The sequence below is a fragment of the Paraburkholderia sp. CNPSo 3076 genome (assembly GCF_026343935.1).
In the GTDB taxonomy this organism is placed as follows: Bacteria; Pseudomonadota; Gammaproteobacteria; order Burkholderiales; family Burkholderiaceae; genus Paraburkholderia; species Paraburkholderia nodosa.
This window is the reverse complement of record NZ_JAPMAL010000052.1, coordinates 1-23,964: the sequence shown is the minus strand read 5'-3', so window position 1 is coordinate 23,964 and position 23,964 is coordinate 1. Positions and strand designations below refer to the sequence as shown.

The 23,964-nt window shown below is 62.2% G+C and carries 26 protein-coding genes and 2 pseudogenes; 11 read left to right on the top strand and 17 right to left on the bottom strand.

The genetic code is table 11. From position 1 onward, the window contains the following. Window positions 1-32 precede the first annotated feature (32 nt). Window positions 33-230 (top strand): DUF3562 domain-containing protein, encoded by a 198-nt coding sequence (locus tag M3A49_RS38510; protein ID WP_266233500.1) that lies wholly within the window; start codon window positions 33-35, stop codon window positions 228-230. A 42-nt stretch (window positions 231-272) separates the two neighbouring features. On the opposite strand, the gene M3A49_RS38505 is transcribed toward M3A49_RS38510, so the two are convergent. Together M3A49_RS38505 and M3A49_RS38500 are read right to left on the bottom strand one after the other, a co-directional pair. After that, entirely contained in the window at window positions 273-500 is a 228-nt protein-coding gene (locus tag M3A49_RS38505) for a hypothetical protein (RefSeq protein ID WP_266233499.1), read from the bottom strand. A gap of 75 nt (window positions 501-575) precedes the next feature. After that, the gene (locus tag M3A49_RS38500; protein WP_266233498.1) at window positions 576-848 is read right to left on the bottom strand and encodes a hypothetical protein; all 273 of its coding nucleotides are present in this window, start codon (window positions 846-848) and stop codon (window positions 576-578) included. Window positions 849-1,237: 389 nt separating this feature from the next. Here M3A49_RS38500 and M3A49_RS38495 point away from each other — a divergent pair, with 389 nt between their 5' ends. Next, on the top strand, window positions 1,238-2,125 hold the full coding sequence (locus tag M3A49_RS38495) for a class I SAM-dependent methyltransferase (RefSeq protein WP_266233497.1): 888 nt from the start codon (window positions 1,238-1,240) through the stop codon (window positions 2,123-2,125). 35 nt (window positions 2,126-2,160) lie between these two features. Further along, window positions 2,161-3,330, top strand: coding sequence for a GNAT family N-acetyltransferase (locus M3A49_RS38490; protein ID WP_266233496.1), 1,170 nt, complete (start codon window positions 2,161-2,163; stop codon window positions 3,328-3,330). Between the two features lie 24 nt (window positions 3,331-3,354). On the opposite strand, the gene M3A49_RS38485 is transcribed toward M3A49_RS38490, so the two are convergent. The 6 genes and pseudogenes from M3A49_RS38485 to M3A49_RS38460 all read right to left on the bottom strand — a co-directional run. Next, window positions 3,355-4,707, bottom strand: coding sequence for an MFS transporter (locus M3A49_RS38485; protein WP_254355082.1), 1,353 nt, complete (start codon window positions 4,705-4,707; stop codon window positions 3,355-3,357). A 153-nt stretch (window positions 4,708-4,860) separates the two neighbouring features. After that, on the bottom strand, window positions 4,861-5,274 hold the full coding sequence (locus M3A49_RS38480; protein ID WP_416339100.1) for a hypothetical protein: 414 nt from the start codon (window positions 5,272-5,274) through the stop codon (window positions 4,861-4,863). Between the two features lie 88 nt (window positions 5,275-5,362). Beyond that, complete coding sequence (locus tag M3A49_RS38475) at window positions 5,363-5,593, bottom strand: hypothetical protein (protein WP_035514788.1); 231 nt, start codon at window positions 5,591-5,593, stop codon at window positions 5,363-5,365. Between the two features lie 205 nt (window positions 5,594-5,798). Further along, complete coding sequence (locus tag M3A49_RS38470) at window positions 5,799-6,602, bottom strand: alpha/beta fold hydrolase (RefSeq protein WP_266233514.1); 804 nt, start codon at window positions 6,600-6,602, stop codon at window positions 5,799-5,801. A 60-nt stretch (window positions 6,603-6,662) separates the two neighbouring features. Further along, a pseudogene (locus M3A49_RS38465) lies at window positions 6,663-7,077 on the bottom strand (aminotransferase class I/II-fold pyridoxal phosphate-dependent enzyme); the annotation flags it as partial. Beyond that, window positions 7,068-7,478, bottom strand: a pseudogene (locus M3A49_RS38460) (RraA family protein); the annotation flags it as partial. The pseudogenes M3A49_RS38465 and M3A49_RS38460, both read right to left, overlap by 10 nt. A gap of 126 nt (window positions 7,479-7,604) precedes the next feature. Between M3A49_RS38460 and M3A49_RS38455 the strand changes: the two are divergent. From M3A49_RS38455 to M3A49_RS38445, 3 genes are all read left to right on the top strand, one after another. Next, complete coding sequence (locus M3A49_RS38455) at window positions 7,605-8,537, top strand: LysR substrate-binding domain-containing protein (protein WP_266233495.1); 933 nt, start codon at window positions 7,605-7,607, stop codon at window positions 8,535-8,537. 133 nt (window positions 8,538-8,670) lie between these two features. Continuing rightward, complete coding sequence (locus M3A49_RS38450) at window positions 8,671-10,617, top strand: putative bifunctional diguanylate cyclase/phosphodiesterase (protein ID WP_266233494.1); 1,947 nt, start codon at window positions 8,671-8,673, stop codon at window positions 10,615-10,617. A gap of 87 nt (window positions 10,618-10,704) precedes the next feature. Next, a complete protein-coding gene (locus M3A49_RS38445) occupies window positions 10,705-11,019 on the top strand; it encodes a hypothetical protein (RefSeq protein WP_254358442.1) in 315 nt (104 codons plus the stop codon). 14 nt (window positions 11,020-11,033) lie between these two features. On the opposite strand, the gene M3A49_RS38440 is transcribed toward M3A49_RS38445, so the two are convergent. After that, entirely contained in the window at window positions 11,034-11,447 is a 414-nt protein-coding gene (locus M3A49_RS38440; protein WP_266233493.1) for a hypothetical protein, read from the bottom strand. Window positions 11,448-11,756: 309 nt separating this feature from the next. Here M3A49_RS38440 and M3A49_RS38435 point away from each other — a divergent pair, with 309 nt between their 5' ends. Further along, the gene (locus M3A49_RS38435) at window positions 11,757-11,954 is read left to right on the top strand and encodes a hypothetical protein (RefSeq protein ID WP_266233492.1); all 198 of its coding nucleotides are present in this window, start codon (window positions 11,757-11,759) and stop codon (window positions 11,952-11,954) included. Here M3A49_RS38435 and M3A49_RS42840 read toward each other — a convergent pair. Together M3A49_RS42840 and M3A49_RS38430 are read right to left on the bottom strand one after the other, a co-directional pair. Then, window positions 11,936-12,175, bottom strand: coding sequence for a DUF2158 domain-containing protein (locus M3A49_RS42840; protein ID WP_368709203.1), 240 nt, complete (start codon window positions 12,173-12,175; stop codon window positions 11,936-11,938). The genes M3A49_RS38435 and M3A49_RS42840 overlap by 19 nt on opposite strands. Before the next feature lie 140 nt (window positions 12,176-12,315). Continuing rightward, entirely contained in the window at window positions 12,316-13,146 is an 831-nt protein-coding gene (locus M3A49_RS38430) for a hypothetical protein (protein WP_266233513.1), read from the bottom strand. 205 nt (window positions 13,147-13,351) lie between these two features. On the opposite strand from M3A49_RS38430, the gene M3A49_RS38425 reads away from it, so the two are divergent. Together M3A49_RS38425 and M3A49_RS38420 are read left to right on the top strand one after the other, a co-directional pair. After that, the gene (locus M3A49_RS38425; RefSeq protein ID WP_028207556.1) at window positions 13,352-14,287 is read left to right on the top strand and encodes a metallophosphoesterase family protein; all 936 of its coding nucleotides are present in this window, start codon (window positions 13,352-13,354) and stop codon (window positions 14,285-14,287) included. A gap of 35 nt (window positions 14,288-14,322) precedes the next feature. After that, window positions 14,323-14,670: a cupredoxin domain-containing protein gene (locus tag M3A49_RS38420; protein WP_416339099.1), complete on the top strand. Its 348-nt coding sequence runs from the start codon at window positions 14,323-14,325 to the stop codon at window positions 14,668-14,670. A 77-nt stretch (window positions 14,671-14,747) separates the two neighbouring features. On the opposite strand, the gene M3A49_RS38415 is transcribed toward M3A49_RS38420, so the two are convergent. Both M3A49_RS38415 and M3A49_RS38410 read right to left on the bottom strand, forming a co-directional pair. Further along, the gene (locus M3A49_RS38415; RefSeq protein WP_266233491.1) at window positions 14,748-17,015 is read right to left on the bottom strand and encodes an alpha/beta hydrolase domain-containing protein; all 2,268 of its coding nucleotides are present in this window, start codon (window positions 17,013-17,015) and stop codon (window positions 14,748-14,750) included. A gap of 285 nt (window positions 17,016-17,300) precedes the next feature. Beyond that, complete coding sequence (locus M3A49_RS38410) at window positions 17,301-17,600, bottom strand: hypothetical protein (protein WP_266233490.1); 300 nt, start codon at window positions 17,598-17,600, stop codon at window positions 17,301-17,303. A 297-nt stretch (window positions 17,601-17,897) separates the two neighbouring features. On the opposite strand from M3A49_RS38410, the gene M3A49_RS38405 reads away from it, so the two are divergent. Both M3A49_RS38405 and M3A49_RS38400 read left to right on the top strand, forming a co-directional pair. Continuing rightward, complete coding sequence (locus M3A49_RS38405; RefSeq protein ID WP_254358437.1) at window positions 17,898-19,358, top strand: amino acid permease; 1,461 nt, start codon at window positions 17,898-17,900, stop codon at window positions 19,356-19,358. Window positions 19,359-19,376: 18 nt separating this feature from the next. Continuing rightward, window positions 19,377-20,129 (top strand): hypothetical protein, encoded by a 753-nt coding sequence (locus tag M3A49_RS38400; RefSeq protein WP_266233488.1) that lies wholly within the window; start codon window positions 19,377-19,379, stop codon window positions 20,127-20,129. A 48-nt stretch (window positions 20,130-20,177) separates the two neighbouring features. Here M3A49_RS38400 and M3A49_RS38395 read toward each other — a convergent pair whose 3' ends face one another. The 4 genes from M3A49_RS38395 to M3A49_RS38380 all read right to left on the bottom strand — a co-directional run. Then, window positions 20,178-21,350, bottom strand: a complete 1,173-nt coding sequence (locus M3A49_RS38395; RefSeq protein WP_323183487.1) for a porin — start codon at window positions 21,348-21,350, stop codon at window positions 20,178-20,180. 389 nt (window positions 21,351-21,739) lie between these two features. Beyond that, a complete protein-coding gene (locus tag M3A49_RS38390; protein WP_266233486.1) occupies window positions 21,740-22,561 on the bottom strand; it encodes a DMT family transporter in 822 nt (273 codons plus the stop codon). A gap of 511 nt (window positions 22,562-23,072) precedes the next feature. Next, window positions 23,073-23,288 carry a hypothetical protein gene (locus M3A49_RS38385; RefSeq protein ID WP_254358434.1) on the bottom strand — a complete coding sequence of 72 codons (216 nt, stop codon included), beginning with the start codon at window positions 23,286-23,288 and terminating at the stop codon, window positions 23,073-23,075. A gap of 39 nt (window positions 23,289-23,327) precedes the next feature. Then, window positions 23,328-23,964 (bottom strand): electron transfer flavoprotein subunit alpha/FixB family protein (locus tag M3A49_RS38380; protein ID WP_266233485.1); only part of this gene is annotated, 637 nt, incomplete at its 5' end.

The window sequence follows — 23,964 nt, the reverse complement described above, 5'->3', positions numbered from 1 at the left end:
AGGCCGGGCGCCTATGCGCCCGGGAGGCGTTGATGAAACAGGAAGCGGCCGAAGAGGTCGTGAAGGCGATCGCGACCGAAACCCAAACGCCGCTGGAAATCGTCGCGAAGATGTATGAGCAAACGTGGGCCGAGTTCAGCGAAGGCGCACGTGTCATGGATTATCTGAGCGTGCTCGTCTCGCGGCGCGTACGGGAAGACCTTCGCAACCTGCGCAAGAACGCGCACTGAATGCTCGCATGGCGTCATGCCGATGCGACGCGCATGCGCGCATCAACGCTTGCCTGCTTTGCGCCGGCGGGAATCGGATTTACGGCAGAGGTCCGTCAACACCCAGCGGGCGATGATCTCCGGACGATTCGTTCCATACTGCGCGAACTTGATTTCGTTTTCGAAGTAGACGATGACGCTTCCGGCCATGACGCGGTAAGCACCCGCGTAGTTCTCGCCATCCAGTTCGACGCTCAGAGGATGGGTGGTTTCGTATTCTGCAAGAGCCAAGGTAAACGCGGAAATGTCTAAATTATGACAATATCGTTTCGCGGCCCTATTGGTCAATTAAATATGCGTTTTGTTTCATATTGACGATTGCCGTCCCGATTTCAGCCTGTTACGGGGACCTGTCGAGCCCTTTAACGGGGCACGCATTAACGCCGCCTGACTCAGCCTGCCATACGGGCTTGCCGCGAACCAGCGCTCGCCGACGGAAGCGCTCCAGGCATTCACCCAGCGCGTCGCCATCCATTTATCGGGTTCTGCTTCGGCATTCATCAGCCGCTTCATTGCCAGGCCAAGGCGGTGCATTGCATACCGCTTACGGCGCGCTTCAGCATCCACTCGCGCGTTCATCGTCTCGCCTCTTCCGGTTGAGTATTGCGTAGACAAAAACCTGGAGACCCGCCTGCACCGATACCTTGCGAAGCCGGAGCATCACTCCCGCCGGTCCACGCGAGAACGCTTATTAAGGCACGGAAAAAAAAGCGGAAACATCAGGGAGAGTATTGAGGCAGCCGCCATGAAAGCGCTTTCGCCGGACAGTGGGGAAAAAGGGCACGCCACCCACGACGATCTGGCTCTCTGCTCACTACCCTACGCCAGCCATATGACACTCGTTAGTAAGCCACGAATTCGGGCCTTTTTGTCGAAATACAACCGATGAATGGCGGCGACCTGGCGACGCACCGATCCATCATGATGGATCGGCAACCCCATCCAGAAGGTTCACAGCGCATCGATCCATGCGAACAACGACACACGGCGGCCCCCGATTCGCGCTCGGACGCGCACTCAAGCAACCGTTGCTGAATGTGGTGGCCCGGTTGCCCGACAGCGTGCAGCGCGCCATGTTCATCCCGCCGATACGGCGCATCTGCATTCGCGTTCCGGTATTGCGTGCGGTGTACTCCGGGTGCCTGCGGCGCCACCCCATCGATCTCAAGTACGGCACGGACACGAGCGGACTGGTCGATTCCAACGCGCTGCAGCGCGACGCCCATCTTGCGGTCCAACTCAGGCCTTACATGGGCTCGCAGCCGACCATCATCCGCCGCGCGCTCGACACCCTGGGCGATATCACCGGCTATACGTTCATGGACATCGGTTGCGGTAAAGGCCGGCCGATGATCGTTGCCTCCGAGTATCCGTTCTCTTTGGCGCTGGGCTACGACATCAGCGCGGACCTCGTGAGAACGGCGAACGCGAACGCGGCCGTCATGGCGCGGCGCTTTCCGCAACGGCCGCCCATTCGCGCTTTGCACGCCAACGTCGCCGATCTGAAGGTGCCGTCGGGCAACGTGGTCGTCTTTCTGTTCAATCCATTCGGACCCGAGTTGATGGCGTCGTTACTCGAGAAACTCGAAGCGGGCCTCGCGAGCGGCACCGTCGAGCATCTTTTCATCGTCTACGATAACCCCGTGTGCGGCGAAGTCTTCGACGATTCCCGTCAGTTGCGGCGCTGGTTCGCCGGCGTATTTCCGTACGATCACGACGAAGTCGGCTTCGGACCCGAGGACCACGAGAACGTCGTCGTCTGGCAAAGCGTGCGCGGCGCGCGTCCCAACACATTCGCGGACCGCAATCGCCGCATTACGACCAAGGACCGCCTCAGCACTTCGCTTGAAGGCTGAATCACAAGCACCACGAATTCATTCAGGAGACGCAAGTGCCGACCTCCGTCGTGGCGATATACGAGTCGTCGCCGGCCGCATCCTTCCGGTACGAGTTGCGCACGTGCGAGACCGTCGCTGCGTTTCGTGCCTTCGAGCCCCAATGGCGTGCGCTTTTATCCGGAGCCGAGGCGTATTCGCCTTTCATCAGCTTTGCCTACTGCGAGGCTGCCGTCGCGGCAGCGCTGAAGCGCGGCGCGAAGGTCGAAGTCGCGACGGTGCACGACGCTCGTGACCTCCTGGCGCTATGGCCCGTTGCAATTACGCGCAAAGGCGCGTGGCGAACGGCCGAGGCGTTGGGCTGCGGCTGCGGCGAGGAATACGGCGGCCCGCTGGTCGCCGACACACGGCGCGCCGAACTTTACGATGCGGCGGTCCAGGCCGTCTTGCGGATTCACGCCGACGTGCTCCACATCCCGATGCTCGAAAACGGCAGCCCGCTGCAACGTGCGCTCGACGCCGCGCCGCAGTCGTGGGTGCAGCGCGCGCTGCCGCAGCGCTGGCGCGTGATGCCCGGCTATTCGATCAACCTGCGCGCCGCGCCCACATGGAACGATTTCCTCGCGACGCGGCACTCGACACTGCGCGCCGCGCTGCGTTCGAGCGCGAAGCGGTTGCGGCGCGAAGGCGAAGTCAGTTTTCGGTGGTGCGATAGCGCCGAGGACACCGAGCGCGTATTGAGGTGGCTATTCGCCAACAAACGCCAGTGGGCGCTTAAGCGCGGAATCGAATCGCCCTATTTGATGGACGACCGCGTACGCGACTTCTTCATCGAGCTTGCAAAGCGAACCGACCTGGCCGGCCTGCCGCTCGTCGCCTATGTGCAGGTCAACGGGCAACCGGTGGCGGCATCGGTCAATCTCGTCGGCGCGCGCAGCGTCGAGTATTTGATCACCACCTATGACGAGGCGTTCAGTGTGTTTTCGGTGGGGAACCTGCTGATCGAATATATCGCGCAATGGGCCCAGGCCCATGGCCGCGATTTCGACTTTCGGCCGCTGCACGGCGACTACAAGGTGCGTTGGGCGGATCGCGAAACCAGGCACGAATCGCGTATCGTCGTGCTCAATGCACGCGGGCGGCTCATCGAGCTGGCGCTGGCATGGGCCCAGGCCAGGCGCGTCTATCGAAAAGTCACTACGCTTGTGATGGCGCGCCTGAAATGAGCCAATAGCGTGTATAGGCGCCGCTCACGGCCTCAGCACACCGCCCTCCCCGTGCGTTTCGGCTTGCGGCGAATCGTCGAGCGTTTCGAGCGCCGGGTTGTGATGGAGGACGAGCGCCGCGCCCGCGCCCACGAGCCCGGCTCCCGCAAGACATAGCAGGCCCGCGCCGAAGCCGCCCGTGCTGTCCTTGATCCAGCCCATTGCGTAGGGGCCGAAAAAACCCGCCAGATTGCCGAGCGAATTGACAGCGGCAATGCCGCCGGCCGCCGCCGCGCCCGAAAGGAATGCGGCCGGCAACGTCCAGATTACCGGCAGGCAGCCGAAAATACCGAAGCCCGCGATGGAAAGCGCCAACATCTTGAGCACCGGATTATCGAGTCCCGCGGCAGCCGCAATACCGGCGGCCGCGACGGCCAGCGCAAATGCGACGTGACGCTTGCGCTCCAGGCGGCGGTCGGAATGCCGACTCCATAGCACCATCGAAACGACGCCCACCGCGTAGGGCAGCGCGGTGACGAAGCCTGTCTGCACGTTCGTGAGCCCGAACGCCTTGACGATCTGCGGCAGGAAGAAACTGAGCCCGTAATTGGTTGCATTCGCACCGAAATAGATCAGCGCCACCGCCAGCACGCGCGGATTGATGAGCGCCTCCAGCACGCTGAACGTGCGCACCTTCTCCCGATGACGGCGCTCCTGCGCCTGGCGATCGACGAGCCAGCGGCGCTCGTCGTCGGCGAGCCAGCGGGCGTCGGCGGGTTTGTCGGTCAGATAGAACAGCACGCACACAGAGAGCACGAGCGCAGGTATCGCCTCGATCAGGTAGACCCACTGCCAGCCCGCCAGCCCCCCTCTGCCGTCCAGCGACAGCAGCGAGCCGGAAACCGGGCCGCCAATCACCGTCGACAAGGGAATGGCCGCCATGAAATAGCCCACCACGCGCGCGCGGTATTTGGCGGGAAACCACAGCGTAAGCAGAAAGATGATGCCGGGGAAGAAACCCGCCTCGGCGATACCGAGCAAGATACGCAGTCCATAGAATACGTGCGCGTTCGACATGCCGGTGATGCTGGCGAGGTCCGGAATGAACGCCATCGCGCCCGCGATAATGCCCCACGTGAACATGATGCGCGCGATCCAGCGCCTTGCGCCGAAACGCTCGAGCAGCAGGTTCGACGGCACCTCGAAGAAGAAATAGGCAATGAAGAAGATCCCTGCGCCAAAGCCGAACGCACTCGCGGAAAGATCGAGTGCCTTGTTCATCTGCAGTGCCGCAAAACCGACGTTGACCCGATCGAGATATGCCACGAAATAGCAAACAATCAGGAACGGCACGAGCCTTGCCGTCACGCGCGCCATGGTGCGGGTTTCGAGCTCCATCTCTGTCTCCTTCGAGGCCGGCTGCGCGGCGCGGTGCGCTAGTCACGGGCCGGACCGTCCGTTTGGAATCGTTAAAGACTAGTCGCTCGCGGCGCGATACGAAAGGACGGTTCACATGGTGGGATATGGACCGGGAACGGCATTCAGGCCGACTTAAGGCTTCGGACAGGAAAGCACTTGCAACGGCTGCGTGGCAACGCCGGGCTGGGCGCCACGGGTCGGCGTGCCCTGCGGAGGCGTCGAAACGAGGCGCACGCTGTCTGGACCCGCGTTGGCGAGTGCGTACTTCTCTTCGCTGCCTTCGGGTTGCCAGTACGCGCGAAATACGGGTCCATCGCTGAACACGAGCAGCGTGCCGTGCGTGGCCTGGCCCGCGGAGACGAAATCGACCGGTTCGCCGCTGCGCAGTGCGAAGCCGCCGGCGGCGTTTGTCCCCACGAGCTTGCCGCACGGCGGCGCGGCGTCGGGTGTAGGGGTGGGGGTGGGATCTGCGCCATGCGCTGGCTGCGTCGTGAGCAACGCCACGCCGAGACATGACGACAACGCGAGCGTAAGAGTCGTTTTCACGCGCAACCTCGTGAACCCGTCATCGGTCGTTCCGGGGCGCGCAAACCGCATTCCCGCGCGTGGAGGATACGAACGGCCGACCAGCGCGTTAAAAGTCGCCGGAGTCCTTGCCGAGCGTGTTGATATCGATCTCGAGGGCGCGGCAGACGTCGCGCACGAACTCATCCATGGCAGCGGTGCATTCGGGGCTTCCCGCCGGGAAGTCCTCGGGGTTCTTCTTGCCTTGCGCACGGCGGATGGCGCGAATGCTCGCCTCGAGCGCGCGCGCCTCTGCCCAGATGGGAGGCTTGTTGGGATAGTCGGGATGTTTGCGCGCCATGGCTGGTATTTCGGCAACGGCTGCGCGAACTTTAGGCTGGGGCAGCGAGCGAACGGCTGCACGCCCATATAGCCGAGGATGTCAAACGTTTGCGCCGACCTCATTGCATTGCGAGTGACCGCTCTGCTGCTGACAAGACCGCGTTTATCCAACGCGCATCATAGGTAACAGCGGTAAGGTCGTTTCGCACGCAACGCGCCGCTCGTCAAACGCGTCGCTGAAATCCGGCAATGGCCCGCCACATTGCGACCGGGTTCGAATACATGGGGAAGTGCCCGCAATCCGCAATTTCCGCCAACGCCACGCCCTGCTCGCGAATGTGATCGAGGTACGAAAGCGAAGCGTTCTGCTGCCCGTACATGAACATGCGCGGAAACGGCAAGCCGAGGAATTTGCGCATCAAGTCGCCGTTATCGGACAGATGGACCATCGAGCGGAAAATCGGCCCTACCGCCTCGGCTCTGACCTTGTAGCGCAAACTCGCGGCATCGAGCGCACTCGCATAAGCCGGTGCATGGCGCGTGCGCTCGATGAAATCGCTGAAGAAGCGCTCGGCGTCCGCGCGCGGATACTCCACGATCTGCCTGCTGAGAAAGCAGTCCTCGGGCGCGAGGTTGCCTTCGATATCCACGAAGCTGAGTACGCGCTCCGGGTGCCGGTGGGCGAGCATGAGCGCAGTCAGGCCGCCCATGGAGTGTCCGATGAGATGGAAGCGGCCAAAGCCGACCTGTTCGAGCACGGCGAGTGCGGTCTCGACGAAAACCGGTATGCCAACTTTCGAGAGATCGGCACACTGCGTTTCGCCGCAGCCCGGGGCGTCGTACGCGACGAACGGGTGCCCTTCGAACGCCGCGTAACGCACGATATCCGCGTAGTCCTCTTTCGTGGACCCGAACCCGTGAAGGAACACGATGGGCGCCTTGTCGCCGTCTCGATGGATGGCGGAAAGCTCGAGCGCCGTGCCATCCACATCGAACGAAAACACCGAACGGGTAAATTCCTGAGGCATCGTGGTCACTCCGCAAGCGTGTGGCAAAAATTCTGGATGGCGGCGCAAGCGTGCCGCAACGACATCGTCGGAAAGCACGAGCGCCTGCGGATGGGCGAGCAGCACTTGCGCAAGCTGCTGCAACTCGGCACGGCTGTAAACCGCGCCGGTCGGATTGGATGGCGAATTCAGAATCAGCCAGCGTGTACGTGGCGTAATCGCGGCGTGCAGCGCATCCGCGGTCAGTTTGAGGCCACTTTGCGCGCCGCATGGCACGATCACGGCGCGGGCGCCGCACAACTGCACGATCTCGGGGTAGCTCACCCAATACGGTGGGGGGACGATGACTTCGTCATCCTCATTGAGCGTCGCGGCGAGTGCGTTGAATATCACCTGTGCTGCATACGAGCGTATCGCGCCAGTCCACGTCGAGCCGGTTTTCACGCCGAAACTTGCCGGCGATCGCTCCACGCAAGGCCCACAGCCCTGCGACTTGATCATCGTGACGCCCCGGCCGTAGACCGGGTAGCCGATCGCTTCGCTGCCATCGATATCGCGACTCATGCCGTCGATGACCGAACCGCGAATCCGCTTCGCCGTGGCGGCGTGGGCGAGGATGTCGCCCCAGCAGGAAACGCCCTCCACGCCGCCCGCGATCACCAGCACGCGATCGTTCGTCGTGACCGCGTCGACGACAGGCGAGATAAGGTGCACGCCGGGTTTGGCGTCCTGCTTCGGCCCGAGCAAGACGGTGCTGGCGCGGCCGACGATCTTCGGGCAGTCTCAAAGCGGACGCAGGCCGTAAGTCGCGCCGGGCAGGCCGAGAAAGTCGAGTGCGTCGGAAACCATGTTGGTGTCCAGTGACGCAAGTCGATCGAGGTAGGAAGGCGTGGTCATCACACTCGGCTCCGTTGGAAACTCCGGCAATCCTCGCGTGGATCGGCTGATAGGTAAATTTCCCAGTTCGTATCTCGGTGATACGATTTCCGGAACAGCAATCTGCCACCGGAAAATGCGCGCACCATGAACAATACGATCGACTTCAGGCTGATACGGCAGCTATGGATGTTCCTCGCAGTTGCCGAAGAACAGCACTTCGGGCGCGCCGCCCAGCGGCTGAACATGTCGCAGCCTCCGCTCACGGAACAGATCAAGGTGCTCGAGCAATCGCTCAAAGTGGAACTGTTTTACCGGTCGCGCCAAGGCACGCAACTGAGTCCGGCCGGCGCCGCGATCCTGCCGGCCGTTCGGCAATTCGCCGGGCAGGTCGAGCGGCTGGAGCGAGTCGTGCGTGAGGTCGCCGCGGGTCAGTCGGGGGTGCTTCATGTCGGGGCCATCACCTCCGCGATGCTCGAAACGGTGCCGCCCGTGCTGGACGCGCTCAAACGCGCGCATCCGCAACTGACCGTGCTCGTCAAGGAAATCGATAGCGTCGACGCCATTCAGATGCTCGAAGCCGGCGAACTCGATCTCGCGTTCGTGCGCATCGACGGCGAGGTGGGAAGCGGCATCGCCACCATGCCGCTGGCCGAGGACCGGCTGGCCGTGGCGCTGCCCAAGGACCATCCGCTGGCCGCCCTGCCCCGCGTGCGGCTGCAGGCGCTAGCCGGCGAGCAACTGGTGATGTCGTCGCGACAGGTCAGCCCGGTGTATTTCGACTTCCTGACTTCGGTTTGCCGCTCGCATGGCCTGACGTCGCACGTCACGCACGAGGTGCGCTCCGTCACTTCGCAAGTTGCCTATGTCGGCTGTGGCCAGGGCGTGGCGCTCGTGCCGTCGTCGATGCGCAAGCTTGCGCCCGGCAATGTGATCGTGCGGCCGCTGAAAGAAAAGATTGCGGTGGTCACCGCTGCGCTGTTGTGGAACACGCATCGTCACCATCCGATGGTCGACGAGGTCGTCGCGTCGTTGAAGAAACGTAAGGTGCGAACCCACGCAGTCGCGTTGAAAGCCTGATGAAAATAGGGACCGCGACATCGGCGATGAAAAGCGCGCGCGCTGCCTCCAGAAATCATTCGAGCGGTCGTAAACGGAGGTATTACATTTCGTTCCCGGCAGTTGCAACGGGACCGCACCGACTCGCAAGACCATGTTCAACGTTCTGGCCCAGTATTGGGGAACGATTCGGCGCACTTTCCTCGCCGGAAACAGCGCGGCTCTGAAGCTGGCGCAGTTGCGCGTGATGATCTATCAGCTTCCCATGATGTATGGGCTGCTGGTCGTCAACACGTGGGGCATGGTGCTGCCCCACGAGCACGAGCTTCCCGCCTGGCAGGGCGTGATCTGTCCGCTCGTGCTCACGGGATTTTGCTTCGTTCGCGTGCTTTCCTGGTTGCGGCTCTCCAGGATCCATGTCAGTGCGGAAGATGCGGCTACGATCCTGCGCAATTCCGGCAGGCTCGCCTGGGTCTTCTCCGTCTCGTTCACGGCATGGTCGCTGTCCCTGTTGCCTCATGGCGGCGCGGCATTCAAGCTTCATGTCGCCTTTTACATGGCAATCACGGTCATCGGCGTCATCTTCTGCCTGATGAATGTCGTCAAGGCAGCGTTCACCGTCACCGCCATTGTCAACGGCGCGCTCGTCGTCACGTTCCTGAGTTCGGGAAATGGCGTATTCCAGGCGATCGCGATCGATACCTCACTGGTTTCGCTGGCGATGCTGGTCGTTGCCTTTACGCAATTCAAGAACTTCGCAGATCTCGTGGCCACGCAACGCGAAAACAAGCGCCTCGCGAATATCGACAGTCTCACGAATCTCCCCAACCGGCGGGCCTTTTTCGCTTCGCTCGACAAGCATTTCGATGCTGCCATGGCATCGGGCGGCCGGCTCGCGGTGGGCCTCGTCGATCTCGACGGCTTCAAGTCCGTCAACGATATTCACGGCCACTCGCTGGGCGACCACGTGCTGGCCGAAGTCGCGGCCCGCCTCGCCAAAGCGGCGCGCGGCACGATCACGCTCGCGAGGCTGGGCGGCGACGAATTCGGCATCATCGTCACGGACGACTGCACGGACGCCGGCCTCTCGCAACTCGGCCGCACCATCTGCGATGTTTTTCACTGTCCCGTACAGGTCGGCGAGATTTCCGTTCGGCTCGGGGCGACGATCGGCTTCTCCACCTATCCGCACATTTCACGAAACAAGGCGGATTTGTTCGAAACAGCAGACTACGCGCTTTACGAAGGCAAGCGCCGCTCGCGCGGCTCGGTGACCATTTTTTCGGAGACGCACCGCAACGCCATCATTCGCGAGTCGCAGATTGCCCAGGCGCTGCGCTCCCCCGATCTCGCCAGCGAACTTTATCTCGCGTTCCAGCCGATCTACTCGCTCGAACGCCAGCGCACCGTTGGTTTCGAAGCCCTGGCGCGCTGGCGCAGCGCGTTGCTCGGCACGGTCCCGCCCGGTGAATTCATTCCTGCCGCGGAGCGCAACGGCGTCATCAACGGCTTGACCCTCGCGCTGTTTACCAAGGCCCTGGCCTGCGCGAAGCAATGGCCGGCGCATATCCGCTTGTCCTTCAACCTCTCCGCGCATGATTTCGCCAGTGAGTCCGCGGTGAAAGAATTGGCCCGTTGCATTGTCAGCAGCGGCATCGACCCGGCGCGACTCGACTTCGAGATCACCGAAACCGCAATGGCCAAGGACTTCGACCAGGTCCAGAAGGCGGCCAAGGTGCTGCGCGCGCTGGGCTGCGGTTTGTCGGTCGACGATTTCGGCACCGGTTATTCGAGCCTCTCGTACCTGTGCAAACTTCCACTCACGCGCCTGAAGATCGACAGGATGTTCGTGAGCGGTCTCAAGGAGCGCACGACGGCGTTCACCGTGGTCCGCACGCTGCTCAACCTCAGCCGGCAGATGTCGCTCGACTGCATCGTCGAAGGGGTGGAAACGGCGGCCGAACTGCAAACGGTCGCGGCGCTCGGGGCCACGCTCATTCAGGGCTACTACTGTTCGCGCCCGATGGAGGCGTCGGCAGTGGCGGCTTTTCTGGAGCGGGAAAGCGAGGGCAAAGCGGTAGCTCGCCTGGCGGGAGAATGACGAGTAGTCCGCATACCAGAATGGTTGCTGAACTGTTTATGCGGCTGCGCGCGGCTTACGATGTGGCGAACAGTCACGGAGCCCCTCATGAAGCGCTTTCATATCGCACTGGCCGTTTCGAACCTCGAAGCCTCGATCGCAGACTATAGCCAGCGGCTCGGACAACCACCGTCAGCCGTCGTGCCAGGCCAGTACGCGATGTGGCGCACCGATCTCCTCAACTTTTCGATCAACGAAAAGCCGGCGCAAGCGGGAATGTTGCGCCACGTTGGATTCGAAGACGACGCGGCAACCGGCTATTCGAGTAGCGTCGACGTGAACGGTCTCGAATGGGAGTTGTTTTCGGCGGCCGAGCAGGACGCGCGCATCGTCAGCGCTTACGGGGTTCCGGTCAAGTCGTGACGAGCGCGCATCTCTCAGCCGGTTAAAGCGCCCAGGCAGCGGCCACACGAGCGCGCCTGGCCCAGCCGCAGGCGCCCGGCGCTCACGGTCACCTCATTGCCGCAATCGCACCGGCAAACCCACTTGCCATCGCCGGCATAGCGATCCGTCGTCAGCTGGCCGAACACCTCGCCGCCCTTCAGCGCAGGCGAGCCCGGCCGGGACCGCCACACGCGACGCTGCTCGCCGCAGCCGCAATCACGCGTCTGGCCGCCCTCCACCGCTTCCAGCGCGGCCGTGACGTGGGCGCCGCACCGGCACCGCCAGAGCCACACGTCGGCGCCGCGATATTGAAGCGCGACGAGATCGCCGAACGCGCGGCCGGAGACGTCGCGATACGGCGGAAACGGCCATTCAGGCGGCAAGGGGGGACGGATACGCTGGTTCACGACAGGTAGATGGGATTCGGCGTCCTGGTCTCAAGAGTCTCCGGCCATCTTCGATGCGCGGGCGAGCGGCCCGGCAAAGAGGGGCGGATCATCCCGTGCGGCCGGCGGGTCACCGCCTCGTTACGGGTTATCTGTGTATTTTGGCATCTCACGTCACGAATGATAAATCGTGAACGTTCTGGCCGCTGGCGGTGAACGCCGTTGGGCCCGGCCAGGTTGGCCCGGCCAGGTTGGCCCGCTCGGGCCCGGGCCATGCGCCTCAACGCAGACCGACAGATATCCGGTCGGATCTGATCAGCGAGGAGCAACATGATGCTTACCTTACCGATCTTTCTAATCGCTTGCTTCGCGATCATCGTGGCCATGCACCGCGGCGTGACCCGCAAGGCAGACACCCAGTTCCGCGAGCAGTTCGATGCGCAAGGCGTGGGCGGTGCCGTGTCGCGCCAGCTGATGCGCAATTCGGGTTACAGCGTCCGAGTTTCCGACTACGCTGAAGCGAACTGAACCGCATCGGTACTGAACACGGCCCGCACCAGCTTCGTCGACTCGGGCGACTCGAACCATGCACAGGAAAGCTGCGGACCGAATGCCGTCGGCACGACCTGGTTCACCGTCATTAACGGCCCGCCTGAACACAGGCGCACCGTCCTGCCTTTGAATCGCGCAGCGACCGAACTCAACGTCTCGGAACGCAAATCCCTGTGGATCGCACAAACTGCGGACATGTCTCCTCCCGGATGCTCGCGACTCGCTGACGAAGCGTCCCCCGCTCTCGTCAACGTCTGGAAGCCGTATATTCGCCCTTCTCCGCATGCGCTGAATATAAAGTTTTCGCCTTCGTATCGGAACAAATTCGACATCGAAGTCATTCCTGGACATCCTGTTCGCACGATGCACTGCGGGCCAGCAAACTGGCGGCCAGCAAGTCTCTCCGCAGCTTGCGGCGCTCCCGCGCGTTGCGCAACTGGCCCAGGATCAGCGTGCTGGCAATCAGCGCGAGATAGAGCATGACGAGATCGTGACGTGCGCCATTGAGGGCGGCTTGATGGACGACGAGCGCGGCATCGACCGGCGGAAGCAGGTGACTCTCTCCCTCGACGGCTCGCATCATGTGGATGAAGCCCGCTGCGGAAAGCAGCGGCAACAGGACGAAGAGGATCAGCAGCGCGACCCGCATGCGACGCGCCCATGCACGGTGGCGCAACCGGAACCACAGCCCGAGGCATCCGTGTATCCAGCCAGGCGCTAACAGCGCGAGTTGCAGACCCTGCGTGCCGCTCGTGAGCAGCACGACAATGACGCGCTCGTAGTTCGGTTCGAAACCATAGAGCGAAGACGCAAGCCGGGTCGTCACCGCATGGCGGATCAGCAGGAGCGGCAGGCTGAGCCCTGCCCACAGGCGGATCCATTCCGCCGGCGGCAGTGCCCAATGGCGCCGCCCATATATCGTGTGCAGCGCCAGCACAAAATGCATCGATGCGGCGCCATACAGCGCGATCGTGCCAGGCGTGCTGCGCCAAAGCCGCAGCGCGAGTACGAGACCGCGTCCGGCAAGCTCGAGCGACCAGATGCCGAGCGCGTGATTGACCAGGTGCAGAAAGAGATACGTCAGCATCACGAGGCCCGACGTGAGTTGCAGCCGGCGCAGAAAAAATTGAACGTTGATTCTCGCTTCGCTCGCGCGGCGACGGGTCATGTCGACGATGTCCATATGTGTTTCCACCATTTCGTGTGCCACGCCTGCCATACCGCGAACCCACGCCGGTTATTCCCGCGCTCGACTATCGTGAAAAATCCGGGAATAAAACAGCAGCTCGCGCGGTATTGCACGTGAAGCCCGCCCTGGAGGCGCTCCGTATTGCACCGGCGGTCGACTTCCCGAACCCACGCGAGAGGACATCATGTCGTCAGATCTTCCTTCCCAACCGTCACGCCGCAGCGCCCTGAAATGCCTCGCCTTCGGTGGCGCCGGCACCGTGTTCGTCCTGGCCGGAGGCGTCCTCACGCCCGTGGAGCTGGCGCTGGCGGCGAGCAGCAAAGAAAACGCCGGCGTGCCGCTCTTTCTGCAGATCAGCGACTCGCATATTGGCTTCAACAAGGAAGCCAATCCCGATGTCGCGGGCACGCTCAAACAGACCATCGACTATGTGAACGCGATGCCCGTCAAACCCGCCCTTGCGATTCACACGGGCGATATCACCCATCTCTCCAAACCTGAGGAATTCGATCTGGCGGCGCAATTGCTGTCCGGTCTCGACATTACCGAGTTGCACACGACGCCCGGCGAACACGATGTGACAGATGGACCGCAAGGCGAATACTTCAAGCGTTTCGGCAAGGCATCGGACAACCGGGGCTATTACAGCTTCGACCACAATGGCGTGCACTTCATCGCGCTCGTCAACGTGATGCATTTCAAGCCGAACGGGCTGGGCAACCTGGGCGAGGACCAACTCGCCTGGCTGGAAAACGATCTGAAGGGCCGCACGTCGAGCACGCCGATCGTCGTGTTTACGCACATGCCGATGTGGACGATCTACGAACCATGGGGATGGGGCACCGGCGATGCGGGCCAGGCCATGGATTATCTAAAGCGCTTCGGCTCCGTGACCGTGCTCAATGGCCATATACATCAGATCGTTTCCAAGGTGGAAGGCAATATCACGTTCCACACGGCGCGCTCGACCGCCTATCCGCAACCGACAGCCGGCGACGGTCCCGGACCCGGGCCGCTCAAGGTGGCAAGCGATCAGTTGCCGAAGATGCTTGGCGTGACCAGCATCCGGATCACGCGCCATCCCCTCGCGGCGACGCTTTCCGACACGTCGCTCGCCTGACCTCGCGTCTCGCTCATTGAACAAGGATTCGAGCCATGCTCTCCATTCACTATCGTCACGCGTTCGCCCTCTTCTACGGGATCGGCATGCTCATGGCGGGGGCGTCCCTGGGTGCGCCTGCCGCGCAAGCGCAAGAGCCCAATGAAATCGACATCAAGAATTTCATGTTTTCGCCCATGGCGCTCACCGTGAAGGCAGGCACCACCGTGACCTGGAAAAATATGGACGGCGAACCGCATACGGTCGTCAACGATGCAGGCGTCTTTCACTCCGCCGCGCTAGACCAGAACGATACGTATCAGTTCAAGTTCGACAAGCCGGGGGTGTACAAGGTGTTCTGCGGCATTCACCCGTATATGAAGGCGACCATTACGGTGCAGTAGAAACCCAAGCGACGATACGGAGCGTCGCCGCGCGTGTTGCAACTCGCTTGCGCTACGCGACGACGCCGGGTCGCGGTTCAAGGATTCGGCAGCAGGGTCGGAGAAATCTGCGCTGCGTTGCTGATGAAGACGTTCGTCGCATCGTCCTGCAGCAAGTAGCCTTGCTTGACGAGTGCGTTCGCCGCCGTCGCAACCGCCGCCTGATAGCGCGAGCGGCTGCCGCTATAGAGCGCGTTCAATGTGGCGCGGCTATCGACGCCGCCTGACTGCGCGGACGCGTTCACCGCGAACGGAATCGCCGCGCCGTTGGAGATGCAGCCTTCGCCGATCGCGTGGCCCGCACCGCGATAGTTCCACCCGGTGTAAGTCGCGAGCGGTACGCTCACGTCCGGCACGAGCACCCCCGTGGTTTCGTTGCCGTTAGCGTCGACCTTGGGCACGAGAATCGTATAGGGCTGTGCAGTGTTCACGACCGGCACGGCCTTGCCGTAGTCGGTCACGAAGACCTGATTGTATTCGCCGTTGAACGTGAGACTGAGCGCTGTCGGCGTCGCCGCGGGGCCGCTCGGCACGGTCACGCTCTCGAGATTAGGGAAGCCTGTCGCCGCTTGCGTCGGCGCGATCAGATTGGCCGATGCCACGGTCGGATATTGCGAGGCGGGCGGCTCCGTGCCCCTGCCGGCCCACGCGACCAGCGCGGGAATCAACGCGCGCTCGACGGGCGTTTCCTCCACGGGCGAGCCCGGCAACTGACACAGACTGCCTGTCGCTGGCACCGTGAAGTTACCCGTGGTTACGCCGCTGCCGCCGCCATGCTGCGTGCCCGGCACGAGGTAGTAACGCACGTTCGGCGGCAAGTGGATGTCGTTGCCCCGTCCATCCGTGACGACCAGCGACGCGGCGCCGCCCCACCATTCAAATGCGCCGTCGAGTTGCATGATCTTCGGACACGTACCGGAGGCCTCGCAACGCTTCAGCAGGCCATCGGTCGCGCCGCTGACGGGATCGGTCGTGACCGCGTAGGTGAAGGGGAACTGGAATCCCGGCATGAAGTGGTCTTCATGCTGTTTCGACCACCGTCCCGGCTGTGCGAACGCCGCGTTGGTCCACGTGCGGCGGGCAGCGGAAATGATCGGGAATAGTCCGTCGAAAACGATCCTTCCGCGCTTGTCCTCGTTGAACCCTTGGTAGAGAAAGTCCTTGATGAAGCGGCCCGACTGCGAAATGCCCTCCCCGATCGCGACGTCGAAGTTCGTATCTCGGGAGCACTTCGACGCTGCACACGCCGCATCCTTCAGATCGTTGAGCGGATTCTGGACGCCTCGCGCATCGGCCCTGTCGTAGCGCAGCCATGAAACGAGATCGCGCAGCGCCGCAAAGCCGATGCCGTCGATCGTCGGCGCCGCGGCCTTGTAAACGAAGCTGTAAATCGTCCCGGCATCCGGCGGGACAGTCCTGCCGTTGGGACCCGGCACCGACGCGGGCGGCGTGAACTTGACCGAGTAATTCCCTTCATAGACGTTGTTCGGCGTGCTGATATAGCTCCACGTACTCACTTTCGCCGAAGGCGCCGTGTAGGTTTGCACGCCGCCCGGAATGCTGCCGTAGGCCGATAGCCACGATTGCCGCGCGGTGAAGGTGACGCTGCCCGTGTCGTTGAGATCGGCGGGCGGGTACGTGAGCGGAACCGTCGTCGGATCGCCTCCCGCATAGTCGGGAATGAACTCTTCGCGTGACAGCGCCGTCATCGGCGAACCGTCCTTGTCGGTGGCCACGGGGAATCTCGTGCCGACCAGCCCCGTGCCGGCCAGCGTACTCGTACCGTTGAGCGGAATGTCGCCTTGCCAGCCGCTCCAGAGAATCGTATAGCCATGGCGCAGCAGCGACGGGAATGTAGACGGCGGGGGTGCGCCGGTATCGAGCGCGCCTCCACCAATGAAGGACCCGTCGGCGAGCTTGTTGCCGCGATTCACGACGTCATAGAAGAGCACGCGCGTGGCGTTCGCCGCGCTTTGCGGACGCAGGATCACGACATCGGTCCAATAGTCGACGTAACCATCGACGCCGACAGGCGCGTTCCTGATGTTGACAATGCCCGCGTTGAGCGGAGAGCGCGGGTCGAGGGCACCGTGCACGACGGCGGCGATGACCTCATATGGCCCAGCCGCGCCCGCAGGCGTCGCGCCGCCAAACGCCGGTTCGGAAGCAATAATCTGAAAGCTCTTGATGAAGCCCGCGCCCCGCTGGATGGCTTGCGGGCCGTGCGGATCGCTGTGCGCGATACCACCGGCGAACATACCACTCGCACCGACAATCAGTAGCATTCCTATATTTTGAGTCTTCATCGTAGAATCTCCTAACCGTGGCGAACATGGCGGAAGCGGAGTCTCGCGCCGTGTCCATTGGAGAACGGCGAACCCGAGAGATGCAAGGCTTTCACGCGGATTGGCCAGCATTGCGCACGCATGCTGGACCGACACACGTAAGTCGGCGTGGCGGAAGTCGAATGCTTACGATTGGCCGAAGTCGTTTGATATATTTTGCGCGGCCTTGTGTATTTATAATTCGCGCAAACACGATTCCTACTGTCGTTTACGCGTACGCTGAAGGTACTCGCGCGGGCCCACAGGTCAGCGTTTCGCGATATCGTCGCCGTGCGAGTCCTTGTACACGACCTCGACGGTCCGGCCGTCGTCGCCGAACTCGCGAGCCTGCCGGCGCAGCGCGCGGATCTTCCACCAGAGATAGCCGACGACAATCGCGCCCACGCCGAACAGCACGGCAAGCAGCACCAACGACAGCATCGCTGCCACCACCAGCACGATAGTGCTCACGACGACGGCTGCCAGCCGGCCGAACCATCCGTACTCGCCGATCCGGATCCCTTTCTCGTATGTCGCGCGCCGCGGCGACGGTTTGTCGTTGCCCATTCCACCTCTCCTGGCCGCCGTCCGGCTGAACTGCCCGCGCGAGCATGGGCTTTGCCTGGACGGCGGACCATCAATGATGCCGACGAATCCCGCGATACGCGTGGCGCATTGTCCCGATCCCACATCTTGCCGATGCACATGAAGCGTTCCGAAACATCTCTGCCCACGCAAGCCGGTCGTCGTCGTTCGGTTAACTGAAAACTTACCCTTTGCCAACTCGCGCCTGTGTCTATTCTAAAGAAGTAAGGCAAGCCGAATCGAGTCGTTTCCAGTCACTGTTGAATGGGACAACCTATCATGGCTGACACGAGGTACACGGCGCGCAAGTCCGTCGCCGACATAGTAGGAAGCGCCGATACCGAAGGCGGTCGCGCGCTGTCTAAGACCCTGGGGGCGCCCAGCATCACGGCGATGGGAATCGGCGCCATTATCGGCGCGGGTATTTTCGTCCTCACTGGCACGGCGGCGGCACAATTTGCCGGACCGGGCATCATCCTGTCCTTCGTGCTGGGCGGCATTGCCTGTGCGTTTGTCGGCCTCTGCTACTCCGAACTGGCCGCCATGCTCCCCGTGTGCGGCAGCACTTACACGTATACCTATGCGACGCTTGGCGAAGTGTTTGCGTGGATCATCGGCTGGGACCTGATTCTCGAGTACGCCATGGGCGCCGCGACGGTCGCCGTCGGCTGGTCAGGGTATATCGTCAGCCTGTTGCGCAACGTCGGAATCAGCATCCCGCCTACGCTTGCCGCCGCACCCGGCACGACGGTCCCGTTGCCTGACGGCTCGACTGTCGCCGGCATCATCAATCTCCCCGCCGTGCTGATCATCGCGATTCTCACTACGATGCTGGTGCTCGGCACGCGCGAGTCGGCGCGCATCAACAACGTGATGGTCGCAGTCAAGCTGACGGTCGTGGTGGCCTTCATCGTCATCGGCGTGTTCTTCGTGCATCCCGCCAACTGGCATCCCTTCGTCCCCCCCAACACCGGCGCGTTCGGCAGCTTCGGGGCGAGCGGCATTCTGCGTGGCTCCGCAGTCGTGTTCTTTGCCTTCATCGGCTTCGATGCGGTATCGACCGCTGCACAGGAGGCGAAACAGCCTCAGCGCGACATGCCGATTGGGATCCTCGGCTCGCTCGTCATCTGCACCTTGCTCTATATCCTGGTGGCCGCCGTGCTCACCGGACTCGTTCCATACGCACAACTGAACGTACCCGATCCGATCGCCAAGGGCGTCGACGCTATCGGCTTCACCTGGTTCTCCATACTGATCAAGATCGGCGCGCTAACCGGGCTGACCACCGTGATACTCGTGCTGCTCTACGGGCAGAGCCGGATCTTCTTCACGATGTCGGAGGACAGACTGCTTCCCCATCTGTTCTCCACCGTCCATCCGCGGCTGCACACACCGCATCGAAGCCAGATCATGATCGGCACGATCGTCGCCATCGTGGCGGCCCTCACGCCGATCGGCGTACTGGGCGAGATGGTCAGCATCGGCACGCTGTTCGCGTTCGTGCTCGTGTGCGGCGCAGTCATGTACCTGCGGCGCAGCGACTCCGACGCGAGCCGTCCATTCCGCGCGCCCGGCGTGCCGATTGTCCCCATTCTCGGCATCGCGTTTTGCGTGTTGCTGATGGTGGGACTGCCGCTCATCACCTGGGTACGGCTGATCGTCTGGCTGCTGATCGGCATGCTGATCTACATGTCTTATGGCCGGCATCATTCGCGACTGCGCTATCCGGAGCGTGAATGACGGCAACGGCGGGCAACCATGAACGCTCACGACGCGTGCTTCGTTCGCCCGGCGCAGGCGGCAATTTGCGTCGCTTCACTCGCAACGCTTGCCGCATGCGGCGGAAACGCATGCATTGGCCTCAATGGCTGCGGCGGCACAACCGTGACGCCGAACGTCACCATCTCCGGCACAGCCGCCACCGGCAAAGCGATCGCCAGCGCGACGGTCAACCTCAGTTGCGCTCAGGGCTCGGGATCCGCCCTGTCCGACGGCGGTGGACACTACGCGATCACCTTCAAAGCCACGCCTCCCTGCATCCTCACCGTAAGCTCCGGCAGCGTGAGCCTCCATTCGGTGGCGTTTGCCGGGGGCACCTTCAATACGACGCCAGAGACCGAGCTGATGCTTGTCTACCTCGCTTCGCAACTCGGCACGAGCGAGAGTGGTTTGATAGCGGGCTTTCCGGCCAACTCGCAGTACCAGCAGGTGCTGGGCAACTCGTCCGACGTGCAGGCCGCGCAATCCGCAGTCGTCACGAGTCTGCAGCAGCACTATGCGGTCACGCTGTCGGTACCGGCATTTCTCACGACATCCTCTGCGGTTGGCCAGGCAGGTGTCGATAGCGATCTGGGCACGCTGGCGGCAGCAGGCGCGATCGACGCGAATGGCATGCCCGATCCGGCCGCCGTCTCGCTGCTGTCGGCGGCGGGCGCCGCGCATCCGCTTACCGCGACGTCCGCCCCCTCTTCCGGCACTGGCGGCACTGGCAGCGGCAGCGGAACGATGTGACACCTTCCAATGTCCGAACGGCGCCGGACCGCTGCGCCCAAAGGAAGGTTAGAACCGCGTGCGGAAGCCCACCGTTGCCACGACCTGATTCCCCGTTGACGATGCGCCGCCTGCGGTGTTGATGAACGCGACGTACTGGTGACCCGAAACGTGCTGGTACATCGCTTCGGCGTAGACGTCCGTGCGCTTGGAGAACATGTACACGGCCTGCAGATTCACCTGATTCCACTTCGGGTCCGAGCCAAAGGCTGTGTTGCTGCCGTTGCCTACGCTACCATCGGTGTATGTGTACGCAATGCCGATGTGAAACGCAGGCGTGAACGTGTACCTTCCGTTCAGTTCATAGTTGTCGAATCGCATCGTGCCGCTGTTGTTCACGTTGGTCTGGCCGAATGACGTCGTGCCCTGATACTGGCTGTGCGTATAGACGAAACCCACCACGGCCGGCCCGAACGTGTAGTTGATGCCGGCACCCACTGTGCGCTGGACGTCTGCCCCGAGCACGAAGCCACCCGTGCCGTTTGCCGTCGATTCGCCAATATCCACTGCACCTGAACTGCTTGACGAAGTACCGGTTGATCCATTGATCTGCAGATAACCGGCAGCCACGTTCAACGGACCCCAGGTATAGCTCGCGCCCGCACTGTAGGCTCTGTTGACGGCGAACTGCGTGTTGTTCGAGAACGCATACAGACCGCCGAACTGGAATCCGGCATAGTTGGCGCTCGCGTACTTCACCGCATTGTTCATCCGCAGTGAGTGGTTCAGGTTGTCGTTGTCGAACGGATGAGCGAAGCCGGTATCGCCGAACGTACCCGCGGTGCCGGACAGGGGCGACACGAAATCGACGAGAGAATCGTATTGACGGCCGAGCGTGAGCGTGCCGAACTGGCCGGAGGAAAGGCCGACGTACGCCTGGCGCCCAAACAGTCTGCTGTCCTGACCAAGCTTGCCGTTTTGCACATTGAAGCCGTTTTCGAGTACGAACACGGCTTTGAGCCCGCCGCCGAGATCCTCGGCGCCGCGCAACCCCCAGCGGCTACCGTTGATGTTTCCGCTCGTGGCCTGCCAGAGTGCACCTTGCGCCGTACCTTTCTTTACGTTGTTCGTATACATCAGTCCGGCGTCGATAAGGCCGTAAAGCGTAACGGAACTTTGCGCATGCACGGTCGCTGCGGCGAGCAGACCGGAAGCAGCGAGAGTCAGGCGGATCTTTGTCACGGGCGACTCCAGATATCAGTGAAATGAAGTGATCAGTGCCCGTGAAGTGTACGAATCCTGGGTGTTCGGCAGAAATGATTCCATGGAATACTCGATAGAACGAAGTATTCCCGTTCTTTGCCATATTCCATTCAAATTCCATAAACGACGGTACCTGGCAGGCGCGTAAGCCGCTGCTGAATAACTTTTGGATGTTGTGGTGACGCGACAGAAGCGGCGTTGCTTCGCGCAATTCGCGACATCGAGCAAACACCCCGGCCCTGGCTTTGCGAGGGCAGATGTCATTCTGGAGGAATCCTCATAGGAATTCCAGTATGGATTTAAGTTCTTTTATCGACCATTTAGAGTCGACTATATCAATCGCCCTATTCACATGACTGAACTAGCAGCTATGCGTCAGCGACCGAATGCTCAATTTCTCGTTCTGGTTTGCGCCATTGGCTGACGAGAAGCCCGCTGACCACGAGAGCGACTGCAATGACAAGGGTTGAAGTTGGCCACTGACGTGTCACGACGACTTCAACAACAGCCGCAGTGACAGGGCCAAGTGCCTGAAAAGCGACGACGCGGCTTGCATCAAGCCTGGTCAATGCCCACAACCAGCAGAAGTACCCTACACCGCTCGACAGGCCTATAAAGCCGACGTTCTCCCTTTGCGTCATGGAGAGAGTGGGCATCAACGGTCGGGCCGTTATCCAGCAAAGGCCGACAAGAAACACCACGGCTGCGCTCATGGCCAGCGCGCTCGTCGGCAACGCCGGATAGCGCTTCAGAAGCGGCCGATATAGAAGGCTGCACACGGCGCCGATCAACGTGGCACCGATCAGCGCGCTTAGCGCACCCATGTCCACCAATCCTGGGTGGGCAAACGATGCACGCAGCAAGACCGCCACACCGGCGAGCGCGATCAGGAGACCAAACAATTTGTGCAGGCTGAATGCTTCGCTTCGACTTACTACAGCTAACGTCATTGTGAAAAGCGGCATGGTCGAAAAGACGAGCGCGCACGTTGCGGCAGGAAGGATGGCTAAGGCATGGTTGAGCAGCACAATGAGCACGGCAAACTGGAATATCCCTAACAGGCTGATAGCGAACGCATCTCGCCATGCGAAGCGAGGGCGCGCGCCGAGCCAGACGGGCGCTGCGAGCACGCCCATGCCGATGAAATAGCGGAGAAATGCTAGCGTGGCAGGCGAAGCCTCGTCAGACACTGCCCGAGTGGATACCATCCCGCGCCGACCAGGATTCCGGTGGTCGCCGCGGCAAGGGTGGCGGACGCCTTGGCGCTCACAGATCACGGGCCCAGATCTGACCAGTCAAGTCCTGCGCCATCCTCAACTCGAGCACTCGATCGTCGCGACTGTCGAGGCCACACAAAAGCTCGTGTATAGGCTCCTGAGCGTGTGCTGGGAACGGGAGAGGCTGCCAGCTTCGAATGCGATAGCGCCTGCGGACTGCGACCTTGCTCAAGCCTGGCTCGGAGCACTCATACACGAAGCAGGCGGGGCAACAAGGGCGGACCGGCCAGAGGCACTTCCCGTGTTCCTGCACGACGAAATCGCGGCACTGGCAGCCGCGATTCGCGGCCCGGTTATGACTCTCCAACCATAGCGAACCAAACGACGAACATCTCGCGAAATTGAAACGGCCCGTCCACCCCTGAAGATGGCCGGCCGTCATTTCAATCAGCTAGCGAAAACACGAACAACCAGACAGGTCACTTCAACGTACGTTGCCCAACTCGCGCTCCTCGCCCACGCTTTCTGCGCCACTCGCCTGCACGACTTCACCGAGGTCGCGACCACGCGTTTCGGGCAGCAGCAATGCAGCCGTCACGACCAGCAGATACGACACGCACGCACAAATCCCCATGGCCGCGCCGAGGCCGAGCTTTGCGCTGAACACACCGACCATGGTCGAGCCCGGATCACCGTACATGTCTCCACTGACCCGAGCGCGTTCATTACAATGCGCGCACTATCTGGCGATCGCCTGAAGCCCGCTGACGAGTGCCGGCACGACCGTGAACAGGTCGCCCACCAGACCGTAGTCGGCCACGCTGAAGATCGGTGCTTCTTCGTCCTTGTTGATCGCGACGATGACCTTCGAGTCCTTCATGCCGGCCAGGTGCTGGATCGCGCCCGAGATGCCGACCGCCACGTACAGTTGCGGCGCGACGATCTTGCCGGTTTGACCGACCTGATAGTCGTTCGGCACGTAGCCAGCGTCGACGGCTGCGCGCGAGGCGCCGAGTGCGGCGTTGAGCTTGTCCGCGAGCGGTTCCAGAACCAACGCGAAGTTCTCGCCGCTGCCCAAACCCCGGCCACCCGAGACGATGACCTTCGCGCTCGTGAGTTCCGGACGGTCGAGCTTCGTCACTTCACGGCTCACGAACTTCGAGAGGCCGCTGTCTGCCGCCGCTTCGATCTTCTCGATGGCTGCGCTGCCGCCTTCGGTTGCGACGGGATCGAAACCGGTCGTGCGGACCGTGATCACCTTGATCGGGTCGCTCGACTGGACGATTGCGATCGCGTTGCCTGCGTAGATCGGACGCTCGAACGTGTCGGCGCTGTCGACTGCCGTGATATCGCTGATCTGCGCAACGTCGAGCTTC

Bases quoted from the DNA above. Each gene is read 5' to 3' on its own strand.
- M3A49_RS38510 (WP_266233500.1), top strand. From the start codon at position 33: ATGAAACAGGAAGCGGCCGAAGAGGTCGTGAAGGCGATCGCGACCGAA.
- M3A49_RS38500 (WP_266233498.1), bottom strand. From the start codon at position 848: ATGAACGCGCGAGTGGATGCTGAAGCGCGCCGTAAGCGGTATGCAATG.
- M3A49_RS38495 (WP_266233497.1), top strand. From the start codon at position 1,238: ATGCGAACAACGACACACGGCGGCCCCCGATTCGCGCTCGGACGCGCA.
- M3A49_RS38485 (WP_254355082.1), bottom strand. From the start codon at position 4,707: ATGGAGCTCGAAACCCGCACCATGGCGCGCGTGACGGCAAGGCTCGTG.
- M3A49_RS38475 (WP_035514788.1), bottom strand. From the start codon at position 5,593: ATGGCGCGCAAACATCCCGACTATCCCAACAAGCCTCCCATCTGGGCA.
- M3A49_RS38470 (WP_266233514.1), bottom strand. From the start codon at position 6,602: ATGCCTCAGGAATTTACCCGTTCGGTGTTTTCGTTCGATGTGGATGGC.
- M3A49_RS38455 (WP_266233495.1), top strand. From the start codon at position 7,605: ATGAACAATACGATCGACTTCAGGCTGATACGGCAGCTATGGATGTTC.
- M3A49_RS38450 (WP_266233494.1), top strand. From the start codon at position 8,671: ATGTTCAACGTTCTGGCCCAGTATTGGGGAACGATTCGGCGCACTTTC.
- M3A49_RS38445 (WP_254358442.1), top strand. From the start codon at position 10,705: ATGAAGCGCTTTCATATCGCACTGGCCGTTTCGAACCTCGAAGCCTCG.
- M3A49_RS38435 (WP_266233492.1), top strand. From the start codon at position 11,757: ATGATGCTTACCTTACCGATCTTTCTAATCGCTTGCTTCGCGATCATC.
- M3A49_RS42840 (WP_368709203.1), bottom strand. From the start codon at position 12,175: ATGTCCGCAGTTTGTGCGATCCACAGGGATTTGCGTTCCGAGACGTTG.
- M3A49_RS38430 (WP_266233513.1), bottom strand. From the start codon at position 13,146: ATGACCCGTCGCCGCGCGAGCGAAGCGAGAATCAACGTTCAATTTTTT.
- M3A49_RS38425 (WP_028207556.1), top strand. From the start codon at position 13,352: ATGTCGTCAGATCTTCCTTCCCAACCGTCACGCCGCAGCGCCCTGAAA.
- M3A49_RS38420 (WP_416339099.1), top strand. From the start codon at position 14,323: ATGCTCTCCATTCACTATCGTCACGCGTTCGCCCTCTTCTACGGGATC.
- M3A49_RS38415 (WP_266233491.1), bottom strand. From the start codon at position 17,015: ATGAAGACTCAAAATATAGGAATGCTACTGATTGTCGGTGCGAGTGGT.
- M3A49_RS38410 (WP_266233490.1), bottom strand. From the start codon at position 17,600: ATGGGCAACGACAAACCGTCGCCGCGGCGCGCGACATACGAGAAAGGG.
- M3A49_RS38405 (WP_254358437.1), top strand. From the start codon at position 17,898: ATGGCTGACACGAGGTACACGGCGCGCAAGTCCGTCGCCGACATAGTA.
- M3A49_RS38400 (WP_266233488.1), top strand. From the start codon at position 19,377: ATGAACGCTCACGACGCGTGCTTCGTTCGCCCGGCGCAGGCGGCAATT.
- M3A49_RS38385 (WP_254358434.1), bottom strand. From the start codon at position 23,288: ATGTACGGTGATCCGGGCTCGACCATGGTCGGTGTGTTCAGCGCAAAG.